The 16,766-nt window shown below is 59.7% G+C and carries 17 protein-coding genes and 1 riboswitch; of the genes, 7 read left to right on the top strand and 10 right to left on the bottom strand.

Annotated features, from left to right (window positions below):
- Positions 1–205 precede the first annotated feature (205 nt).
- The 6 genes from QWU43_RS05185 to QWU43_RS05160 all read right to left on the bottom strand — a co-directional run bounded on the left by QWU43_RS05185 (position 206) and on the right by QWU43_RS05160 (position 5,981).
- Positions 206–1,792, bottom strand: coding sequence for an ABC transporter substrate-binding protein (locus QWU43_RS05185; protein ID WP_370917312.1), 1,587 nt, complete (start codon positions 1,790–1,792; stop codon positions 206–208).
- 308 nt (positions 1,793–2,100) lie between these two features.
- On the bottom strand, positions 2,101–2,493 hold the full coding sequence (locus tag QWU43_RS05180; protein ID WP_370915158.1) for an NUDIX domain-containing protein: 393 nt from the start codon (positions 2,491–2,493) through the stop codon (positions 2,101–2,103).
- Positions 2,494–2,504: 11 nt separating this feature from the next.
- Positions 2,505–3,035 (bottom strand): hypothetical protein, encoded by a 531-nt coding sequence (locus tag QWU43_RS05175; RefSeq protein ID WP_370915159.1) that lies wholly within the window; start codon positions 3,033–3,035, stop codon positions 2,505–2,507.
- Between the two features lie 11 nt (positions 3,036–3,046).
- On the bottom strand, positions 3,047–3,805 hold the full coding sequence (locus tag QWU43_RS05170; protein WP_370917311.1) for an energy-coupling factor transporter transmembrane protein EcfT: 759 nt from the start codon (positions 3,803–3,805) through the stop codon (positions 3,047–3,049).
- On the bottom strand, positions 3,798–5,339 hold the full coding sequence (locus QWU43_RS05165) for an ABC transporter ATP-binding protein (RefSeq protein WP_370917310.1): 1,542 nt from the start codon (positions 5,337–5,339) through the stop codon (positions 3,798–3,800). The genes QWU43_RS05170 and QWU43_RS05165 overlap by 8 nt, the downstream gene beginning before the upstream one ends.
- A gap of 6 nt (positions 5,340–5,345) precedes the next feature.
- Positions 5,346–5,981 carry an ECF transporter S component gene (locus tag QWU43_RS05160; RefSeq protein ID WP_370915162.1) on the bottom strand — a complete coding sequence of 212 codons (636 nt, stop codon included), beginning with the start codon at positions 5,979–5,981 and terminating at the stop codon, positions 5,346–5,348.
- Positions 5,979–6,116: riboswitch (TPP riboswitch) on the bottom strand. (Overlaps the previous gene by 3 nt.)
- 191 nt (positions 6,117–6,307) lie before the next feature.
- On the opposite strand from QWU43_RS05160, the gene QWU43_RS05155 reads away from it, so the two are divergent.
- From QWU43_RS05155 to QWU43_RS05145, 3 genes are all read left to right on the top strand, one after another.
- Complete coding sequence (locus QWU43_RS05155) at positions 6,308–6,958, top strand: DUF4232 domain-containing protein (RefSeq protein ID WP_370917309.1); 651 nt, start codon at positions 6,308–6,310, stop codon at positions 6,956–6,958.
- A gap of 200 nt (positions 6,959–7,158) precedes the next feature.
- Positions 7,159–7,584, top strand: coding sequence for a DUF3592 domain-containing protein (locus QWU43_RS05150; protein WP_370915164.1), 426 nt, complete (start codon positions 7,159–7,161; stop codon positions 7,582–7,584).
- A gap of 107 nt (positions 7,585–7,691) precedes the next feature.
- Entirely contained in the window at positions 7,692–8,624 is a 933-nt protein-coding gene (locus QWU43_RS05145) for a DUF808 domain-containing protein (RefSeq protein WP_370917308.1), read from the top strand.
- Between the two features lie 67 nt (positions 8,625–8,691).
- Here QWU43_RS05145 and QWU43_RS05140 read toward each other — a convergent pair whose 3' ends face one another.
- The 3 genes from QWU43_RS05140 to QWU43_RS05130 all read right to left on the bottom strand — a co-directional run bounded on the left by QWU43_RS05140 (position 8,692) and on the right by QWU43_RS05130 (position 11,915).
- Positions 8,692–8,934: a hypothetical protein gene (locus QWU43_RS05140; RefSeq protein WP_370915166.1), complete on the bottom strand. Its 243-nt coding sequence runs from the start codon at positions 8,932–8,934 to the stop codon at positions 8,692–8,694.
- Positions 8,935–9,186: 252 nt separating this feature from the next.
- Positions 9,187–9,537, bottom strand: a complete 351-nt coding sequence (locus tag QWU43_RS05135) for a divalent metal cation transporter (RefSeq protein WP_370917307.1) — start codon at positions 9,535–9,537, stop codon at positions 9,187–9,189.
- A 269-nt stretch (positions 9,538–9,806) separates the two neighbouring features.
- Positions 9,807–11,915: a DUF262 domain-containing protein gene (locus QWU43_RS05130; protein ID WP_370917306.1), complete on the bottom strand. Its 2,109-nt coding sequence runs from the start codon at positions 11,913–11,915 to the stop codon at positions 9,807–9,809.
- A 781-nt stretch (positions 11,916–12,696) separates the two neighbouring features.
- Between QWU43_RS05130 and QWU43_RS05125 the strand changes: the two genes are divergently transcribed.
- Complete coding sequence (locus QWU43_RS05125; RefSeq protein ID WP_370917305.1) at positions 12,697–12,999, top strand: helix-turn-helix domain-containing protein; 303 nt, start codon at positions 12,697–12,699, stop codon at positions 12,997–12,999.
- 323 nt (positions 13,000–13,322) lie between these two features.
- On the opposite strand, the gene QWU43_RS05120 is transcribed toward QWU43_RS05125, so the two are convergent.
- Positions 13,323–13,460, bottom strand: a complete 138-nt coding sequence (locus QWU43_RS05120) for a hypothetical protein (RefSeq protein WP_370917304.1) — start codon at positions 13,458–13,460, stop codon at positions 13,323–13,325.
- Positions 13,461–13,904: 444 nt separating this feature from the next.
- On the opposite strand from QWU43_RS05120, the gene QWU43_RS05115 reads away from it, so the two are divergent.
- Genes QWU43_RS05115 through QWU43_RS05105 form a run of 3 tightly spaced genes read left to right on the top strand, consistent with a single transcriptional unit; the run spans position 13,905 to position 16,760 of the window.
- Positions 13,905–16,124: a hypothetical protein gene (locus QWU43_RS05115; RefSeq protein ID WP_370917303.1), complete on the top strand. Its 2,220-nt coding sequence runs from the start codon at positions 13,905–13,907 to the stop codon at positions 16,122–16,124.
- Positions 16,121–16,450: a DCL family protein gene (locus QWU43_RS05110; protein WP_370917302.1), complete on the top strand. Its 330-nt coding sequence runs from the start codon at positions 16,121–16,123 to the stop codon at positions 16,448–16,450. The genes QWU43_RS05115 and QWU43_RS05110 overlap by 4 nt, the downstream gene beginning before the upstream one ends.
- Positions 16,443–16,760: a hypothetical protein gene (locus QWU43_RS05105; protein ID WP_370917301.1), complete on the top strand. Its 318-nt coding sequence runs from the start codon at positions 16,443–16,445 to the stop codon at positions 16,758–16,760. Before QWU43_RS05110 ends, QWU43_RS05105 begins: the two co-directional genes overlap by 8 nt.
- Positions 16,761–16,766 lie beyond the last annotated feature (6 nt).

The raw sequence follows: 16,766 nt of genomic DNA, 5'->3' as shown, positions 1-16,766 counted from the left end.
GGGTTCCTTCTGTCGAGGGAAGTGGGGGCGGAACAATCCCGGTTAGGAAAACACCGGGCTACCGCGCCAGGCCCCGGGTCGCCGGAAAACGGAGACCCGGGGCCTGGCGTCAACCCAGCTCACCTGAGTACTGGTCCGATCCGTTGGACGAATCGCACTACGGTCGGTGAGGAGTCGGTGGTACCGGGCGAACCGGCACCTCTGATTACTTCTTGGTGATCCCGTAGTAGATGGGCTGCGAGTTCCAGCCGAACTGGACGTTGTCAACAGCCGAGGACCAACCAGCCGTGACATTGGAGTACCACAGCGGGATGACGGGGAGGTCCTGAAGCAGGATCTCCTGCGCCTCATTGTAGAGCTTCGTGGATTCCTCAACACTGGATGCACTCGCGGCCTGCTTCAACTTCTCGTCGAACTCCGCCGAAGAGTAGTCGCCGTCGTTGGAGCCGGCACCGGTACCGTAAATCGGAGCGAGGAAGTTACCCACGGACGGGTAGTCGGCCTGCCAACCGGTACGGAACGCACCGGAGATCGTGCGGTTGGTCACGTCATCGCGCAGGGACTTGAAGTCCGGGTAGGGGTTGCCCACTGCGTCGATGTCGAGGGTGTTCTTGATAGAGTTCGCCACGGCATCGACCCATACCTGGTGTCCACCATCAGCGTTATAGGAGATGGTGAACTGACCGCTCCACGGGGAGATCTCGTTGGCTTTCTGCCACAGTTCCTTGGCCTTCTCCGGGTTGTAATCGAGAACGTCGGAGCCCTTGAGTGAATCACTGTGGCCGTCAATCACGGGGGATGAGAAATCCGTCGCGGGAGTCCGGGTTCCGTCGAAGATCTTGTCGGTAATCTCCTCGCGGTTAATGGCCATTGAGATGGCCTCACGGCGGAGTTTACCTTCATCACCACTAAAGTGCTCCAGCTTCTCCGGGATGGTGAAGGACTGGAAGACTGCTGAAGGCTCGTTGACCCAGCGTCCGTCGAGCTCATTCTTGTACTTGGTGAAGGCAGAGTCCGGAATTGCATCGAGGACGTCAAGGTTACCGTCGAGGAGTGCAGCATAGGCCGAGTCCTGTTTGGGGTAGAAGACGAACTCGATGCCATCGTTCTGCACCTTGCGTCCGCCGTCGTAGTTCTCGTTGGGAACCAACGTCAGGGACTGGTTGTGCGCCCACTTCGCAACCTTGTAGGGGCCGTTACCGATCGGTTCCTGGCCAAAGGCATCCATGTCTTCGAAGGCTGAATCAGGCAGAGGATAGAAGGCGGAGTACCCGAGACGCAGCGGGAAATCCGCTTCCGACTGAGCCAAGGTAACGGTGAAGGTGTGATCATCGTTGATCTCGAGTCCGGTCAGCGGTTTGCCGTCCTCATAACCTTCGATCGGCTCAAAGAAGTAACTGGACAAGGTTTCGTTCTCGACAGCATAATTCCAGGCGTCCACAAAGTTCTTCGCCGTCACCGGGGAGCCGTCAGAGAAGGTCTCCCCTTCCTTGATCTTGATGACGAACTTCTTATTGCCATCCTCCGGAGTGATGGACTCAGCAAGGTCATTGTGCGGCTTACCCTCTGCGTCGTAGTACACCAGACCCGCAAAGATACTCTCGACGATGCGCCCACCACCGGTCTCGTTGGTGTCCTGCGGAACCAGCGGGTTCTGCGGCTCGGAACCCCAGGCAGTGATGTACTTACTATTTGACCCACTGCCGCTGCCTGTATCCGACGACGAGCAAGCGGACACGGAAACAGCAAGCGCAGCCGCGGTCATCGCGGCAATGGTCTTCTTCAAAGTCATGCGGGAACCTCCCAGTGTGGATGAACGGAAACCCGACAGTTGGGCGAGACTGAGCCCGTACCAGATTCAACTGCCTGTTTCATTGTGGGTCATTTTAACTGTGACACACCTCAATTATCGAGAACGGCACCCGCATCTGTCACATAGTTCACCTGCAGCAATTACACTCCACCACACCAAAGCAAAGGAATTACCAGCACTTTTTCGGAAACACGGCCGATGCAGACCTTACGCGCGTTATTAAATCGTTATTGACACCGAGGTAAACGGGAAGTGAAACGACCTTGTAGATCGACGGCACGAGATCGTCAACACAGTTCCGGGAACACCACGTCCCGGCTGAGAGGTGCAAGATCCGGATCCGTCGAGTCCAGAGGAAAGAACCGGGCTTCAGCGATCTCAGCCAGAACTTCCGGCACACCGTGCAACGGGTGCAGGTAGGTGAATACGTCACAGTCCACGGTGCACCCGGCCTCATTCGCAGCTTTCGCACTGAATCGCCCGAGAGCAACAAGTGAGGCAGGTTCCAGGTCAATTCCAAGTTCCTCGAAAATCTCACGGACCGCAGTCTGACGTGCACCCTCCCCTGGTTCGAGTTTTCCACCCGGAAGCATAAAAGATGCAGTTCCGCGCTTACGCACACTGAGAACATCGCCCGCCACATTACGGAGCACGACTGCCGCAATCCGTATCACTGTCATGCCAAACCAGCCTACCCGCCGTCAACAACAAGATCGACGGTGCTCAGGACGTTCTTCGGATCAGCAGCATGGCTTATTTCCTGTTCCTCCCAGTATCTCCACCAGTCAGCGAACCCTGGATCACGAGATAGCGCCCGATTCCGTCGAGTCTCAGTGGCAAGCTCCATCCTGACGGTGAAACACGGACCACGCCGGAGGGCAGCCCGCAAATTAGCCGGAGTCAGGGCCCCAACCCCCTCGACGATGAAGGTCTCCTCCGGATCCAGTGCGACCCACTCCCCCGGACGGTCCCTGCACCAGTCCCACCTGGTATACCCGGGAGCAATCGGATCCAGGACATCACGGGCAACCATCAGGCTGCCCTGTGCAAGCCCTCCCCAACCAGGGTAAAAGTCATCAAGGTGAATCACTCGGTGCCCCGTCCGTTCACCCAACCTGTCTGCGAGCGTCGTCTTGCCGGATCCCGAACGTCCCCCAATCAGAACTGTCCGGACCCCTCGGGCACAAGCATCGACAAGAACATCCACGACATCGTTCGACACATTTCTCAACATTACGCACCCAGGAAACGGAAGTCACCGGTCGCGACAGCAACCCCGAGTGACAGAAGTGACGCAGCGAGACAGACCACCATCAGCAACCAATCCCATCCGGACAACCGAGTCGGACGCGCCCAGGTGCGCGGAACATCCGTCCCGAACGCTCTGGCCTCCATCGCCGTGGCCAACTTCGCACCGCGGCGTAGTGCAAGAACCAGCAGACCGAAGAGCATCGTCACCCCCCGGATGAGGCGAGCGTCATCAGCTAAACCACGGGACCTCCTGGCCCTGCTCATCGCCTGCCAATCCCGCTGAAACAAGGTAGCAAGCCGCACCCCGGCAACGGCACCGATGACAAATCTGGCGGGTAGACGCCAGATCTGCGCGAGGCTATCCCCTAGATCCGTGGGGTCGGTCCTACCGATCAGAACCATTGCCGGAATCCCCACCGCAAACACGCGGACCATGATTGCCAACGCCAGTTGAATAGAGTTATCGGTAATGTGGATCCAACCGAAGGAGAAGTATTCGGCCCCTTCCGGTCTGCCATACAGTGCCATCGACACGCCGGACAATGGAGCGGCGAGAAACAGGGGCCAGGCACGGATCAACAATTGCCGGATACCCGTACCAGTGAACGGCAACGCGACGATGATCAACGCCAGACAGCAGGATGCAGAAACGACATCGACGGAGAGCAGCAGCGGGGTAGTCAGGAACGCCAGCGCCGTGATCCTCGCGACTGGGTTTGTACGCGCCAACAGGTCAAGCATGCCCATCAACCTCTATCCTATGATCCCCGAGAACATGGGCAAAAAGCGGATCGTGTGTGATCGAAGCCAACGTGACCCCGTCATCCACCAGATCCCGGAGCAACAGGATGAGTTCCGTGAACGTCCTGCGATCCTGTCCGAACGTCGGTTCATCGAGAATGAGGACGGAAGGAGTCGTCACGAGTGCCGTCGCCACGCTCAACCGACGTTTCTGTCCACCCGACAGCGAGAACGGGTTGGCCTCTGCCAGATGCTCGAGACGCAGCCGCTCAAGGAGTTCATCGACCCGGGCACGGTCTGCCGCGGTGACAGCGTCCGCCGGAGGGTGACCCGTGAGACGCCGCCACAGACCGAAGCGTCCTCGGCGGCCCGCGGTAACCACTGGTCCGATCAACAACTCTGATCGAACTGTCCGGGCCACGAACTGGTGCTCAGGGTCCTGGAACACGAAACCGATCCTCGTGGCCAGCTCACGGGAGGACCAGGAGTGCGGCCCCCCGGACAGCTCCTCCGCCACCCTGTCACTCGCTAGCACCTCCCCACCGAGAGGGGACATCAGGCCTGCGAGAGTGAGCGCAAGAGTGGATTTACCGGCGCCGTTCGGTCCGGTGATAACGGTGGAACGTCCCTCGGGAAGGCGGAGGTTGTGGGGCGATCCCACAGGGCGTCCTTCCTCCCATCCGACGGTGAGTTCCCTGGCTTCCAGGGCGGGATCGGCATCCGTTCCTGGAGCGTGAGATCGTACCGGAGGAAGATCGAGGGGGATACCGGGGATCCAGACCCCTTCCTCCGCCAACCGGAGGCCCTCGGACGCGATGACCTCGTCAAGTGGACCAGCCGCGACTAGTCCCCGGTCAGCGCCCCCAAGAACCAGCGCGTAATCAATGATCGGGGACCAGATCTCCACCCGGTGTTCGACAACAATCAGGGTAGCCCCGGTTTCCCGCACGACCCTGTCGACGGCGTCACGAACCTCGGCGACGCCGTCCGGATCAAGGTTGGCGGTCGGTTCATCCAGGAGAATCAGGCGCGCCCCCATAGCGATGACACCCGCGAGGGCGAGCCGTTGTTTCTGACCACCCGATAGTTTGGCCGTGGGGTGATCGAGTGGAAGATCCAAGCCGACCATTTCCAGTGCACGGCCGACGCGACGCCAGATCTCGGAACGCTCGACCCCGAGGTTCTCACAGCCGAAAGCGACGTCGTCACCCACACGTGATGAGATGACCTGGGAGTCTGGGTCCTGGAGGACCATGCCAACAACACCCCGAGCTTGTTCGGGAGGACGTCCCTCAACGAGCAACGAACCTGTCCGGTCACCTTCGTCATCACCACCAAGGACACCAGCGATCGCAGCGAGTAGGGTGGATTTTCCGGATCCGGATTCACCGAGCAGGAGAACCCGCTGCCCAGGTTCAATGTCAAGATCAAGATCCGAGATAGTGGGGCGGAGTCGACCAGCATGCCGCCAACCGAAACCGACGGCTCGGACTGTAGCTCCCCGAGGTCGATCACCGTGATACGACTCCGGCACCACGTTCTAGACCTGCCGCTGACGTTCACGCCCAGCAGCGAAACGGTCGAGTGCACCGGTCGCCGCAAGTGCCCGAACGAGCAGCCAGGAGAAAACACCGGCGATGACAGCACCAGAGATCAGGAGCGTGACTAGGTAGGTGACCTGGAACTCGGTGGATTTGGCAAAGTTACCGGAGAGGAAGCCCTCGAGAATCCACGCACCTGCACCTGCACCTGCACCGGCGAGTGCCGCGATGACCGGGCCAAAACGGTGGTAAAGGAAGATCGCAAGAATGATCTCGGCACCAATGCCCTGTGCGATACCGGAGTAGAGAGTACTGATCCCCCATTGGTTCCCGAGCCCAGCAGACACCGAGGCCGCGATAACTTCACAGAGTAGTGCGGCACCCGGTTTGCGAATCACGAGGCCTCCCAGAACCCCAGCGAACAGCCAGGGGCCGACTGCAAGACCACCGAGTCCGGGGGTCACTGCGTCGACTGCCTCGTAGAGTGCGTACCCCGGCCCGTTGTAAACCCAAAACACAAAACCTGCGGCGACACCGAGGACGGCGAGCGCAATGATGTCAATCACCCGCCAAGCCTTCCTCGACGGTGCGGTGACCGTGATCGGTGTACGGGATTCAGGCACAGATGTGCTCATTATTTTTCCTCTTCTCCCTAGCGCCGGCATTACCCGGATCAGGTTGTTACGGTCACCGATACGCCACGCGGTGTGCACCGCGCGGTCAACCGACGTCTCAGCCCGATTCACGCTCGGGCACCCGTGGGACCGGACCAATGATACAGACCGCTATCAACCAACGCGAGGATGCCCACTGCAGCCATGTTCGCAGTAAGGTGGCGATTATTCCCCCCGATCACCCCACCCGAGAGCATGACCCCAACATCGGCAGTGAATATGCTATCCGGCGGCGCATGCCCAGCCCGAAGAATGCCACCACCGCCTGCACAGGCTAACCTTAAGGAATGAAAAGCCACAGCAGTCCCGGCGGTAACACCAGTCACCGACTGCGCACGCTCCGGATTCACAACGATCGGAGTCTGATCATCACGGCCGCTGCCCTCGCAGTGGGATCAACCTTGATTACCGGATGTATAGGGCAGAACGCATCCAAGGTGTCGCTCATGGGAGACACCGGTACTGACCACATAACGACCAGTGGATCAGCCCCTTCCTCCCCCGAATTACCCGATGTCTCCCCTATCTGCTCCGCGGATCGACTCACAGCAACAATTGATTCAACCAGCGCCGGGGCCGGACACACCTTCCACGTCATCCGGCTGACCAACATCGGTGATCCTTGCACACTATCCGGATACCCTGGAGTATCGCTCATCGATGCGACCGGCAGCCAAGTGGGAGCGGCATCTGACAGGGAAAGCGGGGCGGAAGGATCCCCTGCGCTGCTCTATACCGGTGGTTCAGCGGTCTTCTCCGTGAGCTTCAGTCAGCCCTACGCCTACGGCCGTGATATCTGCGAACCCACCGAACGTGCCCGGCAACTGAAGATCTACCCACCGAACGACACCGGCTGGTTGACAGTGCCGATGAATGAACCGACCTGCGGATCGGAACAGGTTTCCACAATCTCCGTTACCGGGGTGAAACCGGGCTGATCGAGCTCCCCGAGATCTGTCATGGCAGCCACCTTTGGCTTCGTGCAATCGTGGGGCGTCTCAGCCCACACCCATAGAGTTCGGGGATTCAGGCATATTGCCGTCACCGTCGGCAGTCCGGGGCACAGATCCGGATTCAAGTCGTGCGCGCACAATCGCACGGTACCGCACGCCCCTCACCACGGGTAGGTTCTTCAGACATGGCCAGTGGACTCCTCGATTCAGCAGTACTACTCGGAACCGGTCTACTTGGAATCTGCATCGCAGCAGGTCTCCTGGCCCGCCGCGTCAGAATCCGGCGCACCTGGTATCACACCGAAGGAACGGTGATAGACGCCATCCCACGTCCCGGCGCGCCCTCTGACGACCCATTCCTCTGTGCGGTGGTCAGCTTCACCGCCCCGGACGGCAGCCTGAGCCAATGGATAGACCCTCACCACACGACTTTCGCACGGGAACAAATCGGACAACGGGTCGAGCTGTTCATCACAGAGCACGGATCCGGCAAGGTTCTTCGCCCGCCGACTGTGGACCCGTTCTTCTTCCTTCTCACATTCCTCTCCGTCGGAGGTCTCGCCCTGATCATGACCGGTGTCGTACTCGGCACCGAGGCGACACTGCGTTAGCCCGTCTCCGGTCAACGACACGGTACGAGGCATTCGCCCGGGTGGTCCTCCGTCAGTAATACTGTCTCCATGCACACACCCGAATCCGAACGATCGCGGTCCATCTGATGGCCGGTGGACTCGCCGCTCTGCTTGATGACGTCGCTCTCATAGCCCGCTCAGCGGCAGCCAGCATCGACGATGTCGCGGTGGCAGCCGGTCGTACCAGTGCGAAAGCCGCCGGGGTGGTCGTCGATGATGCGGCGGTGACACCACGCTTCGTCCAAGGGGTACGCCCTGCAAGAGAACTGCCCATAATCTGGCGGATCGCCAAAGGATCCCTATTCAACAAACTCATCATCATCCTGCCGCTGGCCCTCCTGCTCAGTGCTGTTGCACCGTGGCTACTCACCCCGATTCTGATGCTGGGCGGCACCTACCTCTGCTACGAGGGCGCGGAGAAGGCGTGGGAGAAGTTCGTCGGTACCGGTGAGGGACACGACACCCCTGTCCGGGAATCCGGACCGAATGCAGAAGACAAATTGGTGAAAGGGGCGATCACCACCGATCTCATCCTAAGCGCCGAAATCATGGTGATCTCCCTCAACGAAGTATCCACAGAACCGTTCTGGACCCGGACATCAGTACTGATCATCGTCGCCCTGGGCATCACCGCCCTCGTCTACGGAGCTGTCGCCATCCTGATCAAGATGGATGATGTGGGTCTGAGATTCGCACAACGCCCGGGCCGCAGGTCAAAAAATTTCGGTCGTGGCCTAGTGACGGCAATGCCGAAGGTTCTGGACACCATCGCGGTCATCGGCACCTTCGCCATGCTCTGGGTAGGCGGGCACATTCTCCTCGTCGGACTGGACGAGCTCGGATTCCATGCCCCACACGGGTTCGTACACCACCTCGAAGAGGGTGTACGCGGCTGGTCCGCTATCGGAGGAACCGCGGCATGGATCGTGAACACGTTCTTCTCCATGATCCTCGGTGCAATCTGGGGCGGCATCGTCCTCGCCGTCATCCATGCGCTTCCATTCGGGAAGAAACACTGACCTGAACAACGACAACGGCTCCACCCCAGTACAGAGGGCGGAGCCGTTTTGTCGTGCAGCACAGAATCTAGCGGGACGTACCGAGTCGACGGTAGAGGATGTAGCAGCCGACGAGGATCAACAGAATCGGCAGAATCTTGAAGATTCCTACAACCGCACCAACGAAAGCAAGGATCAGCGCAATGGATGCGAGAACGATGGTCGCGGCCCCGAGAGCAAGCGAGTACATCTTGTTGCGCTCCCAGGTGAAGAAGCCTGCCACTCCCGTAATCACGGCGAGGACAGTAAAGGTAACGGTGGCACCGAACATGATGTGGTTCTCCTGTGTTTTTGTCTGCCCAAATGGGCTTATCAACGTCGCAACCGTGAAAGGACCGGCCGCGGATGTTCGATCATACGTTACTTTCCCGTCCGATCCGCACTCGCGGTACACAGATCAGAAATCACGGGAAACACTACTGCACGAACGTCAGGTAGACGAGCAGGAAGTTGAGGGCCACGATAGCCACCGAGATCACGACCATCGCCAACCGCACCCACATGTTGTCCCGCCACTGCCCCATCACAGCCCTGCTCCGTCAAGCAGAATGATGGTGAGCGGGATACCGAAGGAGGGCGCAACCTGCGAGAGAACCAGCGCCCAGCTCGGGTCCGGGTAGAGCCAGAGGATCAGCAGGGCGGGAATCAGGGTGATCGCCCGGCGGAGGACCAGCGGAACCCGGACGTGCAGGAGACCAGCCATGATCTCCGAGCCGGCGTAGGCACCGACGGAGGTGGACGCCAGACCGGAGGCGAGGAGTCCGATGGCGAAGATGACGCCTCCCCCTGCCGCCTGTTCGATGGCATGGTGCGCGCCCTCGATACTGTTTTCAGGTACAGCAGGAGGTATCCAAAGGAGTTCGCGGCGGTTCACACGGAATGCGAGGCGAGAGTCGCGGAGTCACGGACGTGGAGGTAGCGTGCAGGTTCCACGCCACCGCGAAACGAACGTTGCATGCGTGAAATCTACGCGTCTGCAACCGACCCTACGAACCCCCACTAGGTCGCCCGGATTGAGGGAACAACGGGCCATGTCCCGGACCGCCCATTAAGGATCGACAATCCGTTGGCCGGGCTTCTCTCTCATTCACGCCCCACCTCCGCGACTCAGATCAGTCGAAGGACAGACCGTGACGGACCGGGTCACCGTTGGAGGCGACCGGCCTCAAGCACCAGGTCCTTGAGTGGCCTGATCCCCTCAGGAGTCTCAAGTGCCCAAAACGCGAGACCACCCATGTTGGTCACGCCCAGGAAATGGGCGGCTTCTTTGAGCGACTCGAACTGCTCCATACCGTCGATCACCAGAATCCCGTCATCATTGATGACGGCATCGACGACCCAGTCCGGAGCCACAGGGTCGAGAAGGTCGCCGGGAGCCAGGATCCCGGACTCGATCAACTCGGACAGAGAAGGTTCGTCGATCGGACCGGCAACCTGTGGAACCCGCTCCATCGTCTTTCCCGCGGTCGATCCACAAAGAAGCTGATAAGCGTCGCGGGTGACCCCGGCCATGAGGATTCGCCTCTCGTTGAGGAACTCCTCGTAGCCCATGTTCTCCCAGTCCCGGGGAAGTGCGTGCCAGTACATCTGCTTCTCCAACCACTGAGCAGACAGAGAACGTTCCTCGACGAGCTTCGGCCAATAGTCGGACGGCGGGCCATCCGCGATCCTGATGTTGGTGTTCCAGTCCGTCGGAGCGAAGTTGGCGGCCTGGTTGATCCGCTTGATGTCGGTGATTCCCAGTACCTTCTCCTGGTACGCCCGCGGGAACAGGTGATGCGCTTCAGTTCCCTTGACCGCAGGTTGGGAGGGATCCATCCAATCGACCACGCGATCATCCAGCATGAACATCTTCGCGTCGAGCACGTTGAGAGCCGCCAGGTAGCACTGATAGTGCGGGGACAGTCCCGGTCCTGAGGTGATGAGATTCTGCGGAAGGTTGTACTCCCAGAAATCCGGCGTCAGCTGTGATCCGATGATTTCGTCGAGCAATGCCACGAAGCCTCCGGCATCCCCCTCATCAACACCGGAGATACGATCGAGATCCTTCTGGATCTGGGATTCCGAGGAACCCGTGTACCGGCCGGTCAGCTGGGCCATGAACAACCAGCGTGCAATGAGATTCCGTAGGACAGCCAGTTCCACCTGGTGCCGCGTTCGCCCCAGGAGGAAGACAACATAGGAGTAGATGATGTTCATGTTCGACGTCAGGTTCGCGGCCTGACGGAAACCCGCCGTCCTGATCGCCCGCACATACTCTGTCCAACTGACCTGGTTCGTGACCACCGGAAGTGCGGACCTGAGCTTCTCGAGCTCGACTTCCTGACGGGATGAATCGACCTGGCCCGTGGTCTTGTCTTTCGCCTGCAGTGCAGCGTACGCATCCTGGAGTCGACCGCGCCCCTGCCCGACCGCGACCAGGGCGCGAACAACGTGGCCGGTCTCGACCTCGATGTAGGGGTTCTGGGCCGTCCAGGTGACCGGAGCACCGGCGATCTCCGAGGCTCGTTGCGGGCTGATCCTCGAATTCCTCGCGAACGCCTCGATCTGTTCGCGCCCCTCCGACCAGAAGACACTGAGCCACGTGAGGATGTAGTCGTAGGCCTTCAGCCGTACCCCCTCAGAATTGATCCGGACGAATACGTCCGCCACGAGCTTCTTGTCCACGTCCTTCTGAATGTGCACCACATTGAACTGATAGTTTTTGAGCTCGGTGAGCCGTGCGAAGACCGACTCCACACGCTCCTCCTCGTCCTCCGAGAGTTCGACCTCCGCATTCTCACAGCGTTTCAGGAAAGCTTTACGGGCAGCGATGGGCGAGGTGAAGCAGGTCGAGATGTCCTCGACCCACTGCACTGATTTCGCCAGCGCGGGTGTACGGACCTCAAATCTCTCGCTGAACGGGTTGAAGGAGATGACGATTCTGCGCTGTCGGTACGCCTCATCCCGGACAGGATGCCCCTGCATGGCCGCATAGAGACTGGTCAACCGCTGTTGACCGTCGATGATCTGATGGCTCGCGGACAATTGCGCGGAAGCACTGATTCCTCGCGTCTCACCCTCCGCGGGCACATCCCAGAACATCAGTTCCCCGACCGGGTAACCGCGATACATCGAGTCAAAGAGATCCCGAACCTTGGTCGCGGGCCAGACGAAGGGCCGTTGAAGATCCGGAAGTTGAATCTGTCCCGTACTGACACCATTGACGAGCTGCCCCACCTGCCAGGGGACGGTCTTGAAGATTGCGGTCATGTTCTACCTTCCACCGGGCTTCGGCGCCCTCGGATATATCGGGGAGATGAACACATTCAACCATCAGCGCGCCGACGGCGAACATACACGGGGAACACCGTGGCTGACTCGTCCGCCGGACAGTTCCCGAGACTCACTGTTCAGGCTATTTTTCCATCGTAGGACCACTCTTCCCCCCCGTGAACGCCCCTGACAGCTACCCTGCTTTCCTGAAAAGACACGGAATAGCCCCTCTCGCCACTTCACAGGTGAAGCGCCAACAGGGGCTGTGCAGCGTGAATCAGACGTTGAACTTGAAGTCCACCACATTTAGGACGCAACTAACGTTATAGATTACTTTGTGGCGCCCCAGCTTGACAGGACTTGACAAGGCGAGTAGGATCGCGAAATAGGAACCAAGGCGCGTCCTAGAAAGAAATGCTAGCGCCAAGGTTGGGATCACCCCTGCGACGATGAGCTAGTCGGCCCTCCCCTAACCAGGAGGCATGGAGGTAGGCACTTCATATCGCACCGAGATCACGTGTGGGGTCTCGTAAGCCCCTTAGGAGAATGCGATAGGCGGGCTATTGCCCCCCGCCCCCCTCTGACGAAAGATCTGGAGGGTGCCAAGACAGGTTGGTTCCTAGTCGAAGCTGAGCCATTGGAAATAGGGCGGGACAGGCGGGTGGTAAATCCGCAGCAGATCCCTTCTGGCGGCACGGATGCCACCGAAGAGCATCGCCTATGAGCGGGCCAGCCAGAGATAGCAGCACGTTTGACGTGCCTGTCTCTGGAGACTCCATTGTCAGGAAACCCTTCTACTGTCGCACCTCCCGACGGCCCCCGTTACCTTACGCTTCACGAAGCCGTAGCCGAAGGCTACGGCGCATACTCGACCCTTCGCTCGTGGATTGCCAAGGGCAAGCTACCCGCATATAAAACGGGCTCGCGCGTCAAGGTGCTTCGCGCTGACCTCGACGCGCTAGTCATCCCCGCCGGTGGCGACCCGGTTGACGCTGCCATCGACAAGGTAGTTGCTGCTGCACCGTCACTCACTGCCGAGCAAACACGTCGCTTGCGCGATCTCCTCGGAGGTGCGCGATGAGCGGGGTGCGCAGAGCCTCAAAAGGTGCTACCGATGGCACCTCGCAGACCCCGGTTGCGTCCAAGAAAGACCTTATTGGGACGCGAGAAGGGGCACTTTTCGCTGGTATTCCAACACTGGCGGCACTCGCATATGGGGAAGGCCCCATTGCCGCCGCTGCCGCCGATGGGTGGCAAGTGGAGCGTGTAGGCGACACCTCGACCTCGCGCAAGTACCCGGCCCAGTTCTTCGTGCTAACCAGGACGGTCGAAAGGACTGCTACGCGTGCAACGGGCGGCTTCGGCTCATATCCGTCAGTGCTGGGGATGCGCTCTGGTAGGGGATCAATCGTCATTGGATTCGACACTGAGTTCGTTAGCGCAGAAGTATTTGACGCTGAGCGCGGGTGGATCGGCGAGAGCGAGCGCGTTAAGCGCCGCATCCTCTCCTACCAGTTCGCTGCGATCGACCCCACTGACCATGATCGACTGCGCCTGGCTGTTATCTTGCCATGCGTCTACGAGGGACCTGTTGGTCCTCGAATCGCGCGATTGTCGTTCGACAGGGCGCTGGAGCTGGTTATCACCGCGCTAGGTTTGCATGAACATCCGCTGGCCGAGGGCTGGACGCACAAGGGCGTACCTCGGCAGGAAGTTGTGGACGATAAGGGCATTTTTCACCGAGGGTGGTGGTTTCGGCAGAAGGGTGAGCACGCGCACGCGCTGCCGATCACGCTGGTGGCTCACTTTCAGCACGCCGACCTCACTGCGTTTGTCGACCCCGTGAAAATGCATAACACGTGGGACGTCTCTTACCCGAGTCGGAAGCATCGCTCGAAGAGTGCTGGCTATTCCGGCTATCGGAACCGCCGACTCGACGAGCGTGAGCCAGACATCTTACGTGCGGTTATCTCGGCGAGCGCGGGCATGGTTTCGCCCAAGCCTGTCGAGAGGGTTCTTCCCGGTGATAACAAGCGCTGGGCACGTCCTGTCATTGTCTCGATCCGAGACACGATGGCGCAGTCGGGTGCATCGAAGCTCTCTGAACTTGGTGACGCGGTTGGCGTGCCGAAGCTGGATGTACCCGATAACTGGATCAACCGCATGGACGAGTACCTGCTCGTCTACCCTGTCAATTTCCTGCAATACGCCTCGAATGACGCTGTGATCGCTTTGGAGTACGTCAGCCAGATGTACGGCGAGGACCAGGAGGTTGCGCTCACGCTGCCGACAGCTGCGGCTCGTTCTGTCCGGGGCATCATCACCAAGGAACTTGTAGGGCGAGGAACCGCTTGCATGCCAAAGAGCCCCTTCAATAGCGTGTTCGGCGGGCTGTCGAAGGTCACGAAAACGACTGAGCTGACCTGTAGCGTTGAGAATCAGCTCCCCTACTACCGCCAGCGCGAGCTTCAACCGCTTGACGGTGCTGCGGCCACATGGATTCATGCCTGCGCTCTAGCCTTCCGGGGCGGTTACAACATGAGCGCCGAGCTGGGGCTGTTCGAGCAGACCACACACGATCTCGACCTCCAGTCGTGCTATCCGACGGCAAGCTCGACAATCTGGGACGTCGACTACCTGCACCCCGAGGGCGTCATCCTCGACACCATCAACAACGTTGACCTGTCTCTGGACGACTTCTGCGGAGGTGGCCCACTCACTCCATTCGTTGGCTTTGTCAACTTCGAGTTTCCCGAGTCAGTCGCCTTCCCGTGCTTGCCTGTGCCTGTCGAAGGGTCGATGGTCTACCCCCGCACGTCGGGTGGTGCACGTGGTGTGTGGGCGATGGCCCCGGAAGTGTGGTTGGCTCTCAGGCTGGGGGCTCGTGTGACGTGCCAGATTGGTCATTTCGGGCGCACACTACGGCTTGAGGACGGTGCTCCATCACGTTTGCTGCGTCGCCCATACAAGACGCTGTTGGACGACCGGGCGCACGCTAAGAAGGAGTTCGGCAAGAAGTCCTTCCAGCAGACAGTACTCAAGCTGATGGCTAACTCCCCCTACGGCAAGCTCGCCCAAGGCGTTATGGGCCAGCGCGGGTGGGACGCGTGGGCCCAGGAGCGCGACGAGGTTGGCGGGTCTGCCATCACGTCCCCATGGCATGCCTCCATGACGACTTCACTGCCCCGTGCGGTTCTACTAGCCGCTCTCAACCAGTTGGACAACCTCGGTTACTCCACGCCAAGTTGCACGACCGATGGATTCATTACCGATGCACCGTTGGATGTCGTTGATGGACTAGATCTTTACGGGCTCTCCGATATCTGGCGTGAGACCCGCGAAGCCCTGACGGGGTCACGAGGTATGTGGGAGGAGAAGCACACCCAAACTGACCTGCTCAATGTCACCACGCGCGCCAACTTCTCCCGCCAACCTGGCGGTGTGCTCGCGCACGGCGGGTACAAGTTGCCTGAGGGTATCGAGGCTGACAGTCAGGCTGACCGTGACTACATGTACGACTTGATGGTCTCGCGAGACGAGGCGCTGCCAGTGACGATGAAGGTTTTCCCGTCGTTGCAGGAGCTGACTCGGGTCAATAACCGTCTTGACTTCTCGCCTGTTGTCGTCCGCAAGCAGCAGACCATCGAGTTCGATCGCAAGCGTCGCCCCGTGCCCGATGGCATGACAACAAACATGGTGATGATCGGTGACGAGGTTTTCGAGGTTGCCCACGTACGGACCGTGCCATGGAACTCGCCCGAGGAGTGCGAACTCGGTAGGTCTGTCGACAAGGGACTGAAGCGCTGGGACGACGAGTTGGGAGAGCCGGCCTGGGAACGCTCGCCTGTACGTCGTACGCGTGAGCAGTGGCTGGATTACTTCGATCGTCTCCAGGTGCTGCTCGACGAGGACGGCTCTATTGCCGAAGGTGAGCGACTAGATCGTATCTCGAAGGGCATCGTCATTGCGCAACGTCAGGGAGTTATCGACATTCCGTGGCTTGGGTCTAACCGCCCACTGGCCGAGCGACTTGACGTGTTCGAGAAGTTCAGCTTGCCCCGTCCGAAAGAGAGGTTTTGGTCGCATGCAAGGTCGAAAACTGAACGACAGATCGAGGTCGACCTGGATGCCATCGAGCCCTACGTCGAAGCCATGCTCGCTGTTGATCCGTTCGTGACATCTGAGATATGCGAGGAGTCGTCGTGAGTTACACCGTCGGCGACTTGACCTTTGCCACCAAAGACGACGTCCGCGTTCACGCCAGTCGGGTTCTCAAGCTCACTGGCATCGGTGAGATCCTCACTAGCTCTGATGACACGTTCGCTCGGGCGCTTCTTGCCCATCATCCCGAAGCCTCACGCAAGCAGGGTTCTGGCGTTATCGCCATCGTTGTTGCATCAATCCCCAAGTGGGGAACTCGCAACTTCCTCGTTATTCGCGAGGACTGGTCGACTGACAACTGGTCGATCAAGAAGTGCATTACAAATCTGCGACCTGATGGTCGCTCGACCGAAAGGATTAACAATGACTGAGACCAGCAATCTTGACGAGCTGATCGCCGCTGAGCGCGCCAAGGCGAACGCGAGGATCGCGAAGCTGCGCAAGCAAGCTGCTGCCGAGCAGCGCAAGGTCGACACGAAGGTCGTCGAGCTGCTGAAGGAGCATCACCGCGTGTCCTACGAGGAGTTGGTCGAGCAGGCGCGTGCTGTCTTGGATGCTGAGAAGGCCGAGCGCTCTCGCAAAGCTAAGGCATCAACAGCCGCGATCTCAGCTGAGCCCGCGTCTGAGGTTGGCAACTCCTCCGAGAAAAGCGATGAGGTGGGGCAGTCATGGAACGGGTGATGCTTG

Origin of the sequence: Corynebacterium sp. CCM 9204, assembly GCF_041357695.1 — a bacterium.
In the GTDB taxonomy this organism is placed as follows: domain Bacteria; phylum Actinomycetota; class Actinomycetes; order Mycobacteriales; family Mycobacteriaceae; genus Corynebacterium.
Note: the sequence above shows the minus strand (reverse complement) of the source record. Positions and strands in the feature narration are given on the sequence as shown.

Coding starts and splice junctions, on each gene's coding strand:
- QWU43_RS05185 (WP_370917312.1), bottom strand. CDS start 1,792: ATGACTTTGAAGAAGACCATTGCCGCGATGACCGCGGCTGCGCTTGCT.
- QWU43_RS05180 (WP_370915158.1), bottom strand. CDS start 2,493: ATGACAGTGATACGGATTGCGGCAGTCGTGCTCCGTAATGTGGCGGGC.
- QWU43_RS05170 (WP_370917311.1), bottom strand. CDS start 3,805: ATGCTTGACCTGTTGGCGCGTACAAACCCAGTCGCGAGGATCACGGCG.
- QWU43_RS05160 (WP_370915162.1), bottom strand. CDS start 5,981: ATGAGCACATCTGTGCCTGAATCCCGTACACCGATCACGGTCACCGCA.
- QWU43_RS05155 (WP_370917309.1), top strand. CDS start 6,308: ATGAAAAGCCACAGCAGTCCCGGCGGTAACACCAGTCACCGACTGCGC.
- QWU43_RS05150 (WP_370915164.1), top strand. CDS start 7,159: ATGGCCAGTGGACTCCTCGATTCAGCAGTACTACTCGGAACCGGTCTA.
- QWU43_RS05145 (WP_370917308.1), top strand. CDS start 7,692: ATGGCCGGTGGACTCGCCGCTCTGCTTGATGACGTCGCTCTCATAGCC.
- QWU43_RS05140 (WP_370915166.1), bottom strand. CDS start 8,934: ATGTTCGGTGCCACCGTTACCTTTACTGTCCTCGCCGTGATTACGGGA.
- QWU43_RS05130 (WP_370917306.1), bottom strand. CDS start 11,915: ATGACCGCAATCTTCAAGACCGTCCCCTGGCAGGTGGGGCAGCTCGTC.
- QWU43_RS05120 (WP_370917304.1), bottom strand. CDS start 13,460: ATGGTCAGTGGGGTCGATCGCAGCGAACTGGTAGGAGAGGATGCGGCG.
- QWU43_RS05115 (WP_370917303.1), top strand. CDS start 13,905: ATGGTTTCGCCCAAGCCTGTCGAGAGGGTTCTTCCCGGTGATAACAAG.
- QWU43_RS05105 (WP_370917301.1), top strand. CDS start 16,443: ATGACTGAGACCAGCAATCTTGACGAGCTGATCGCCGCTGAGCGCGCC.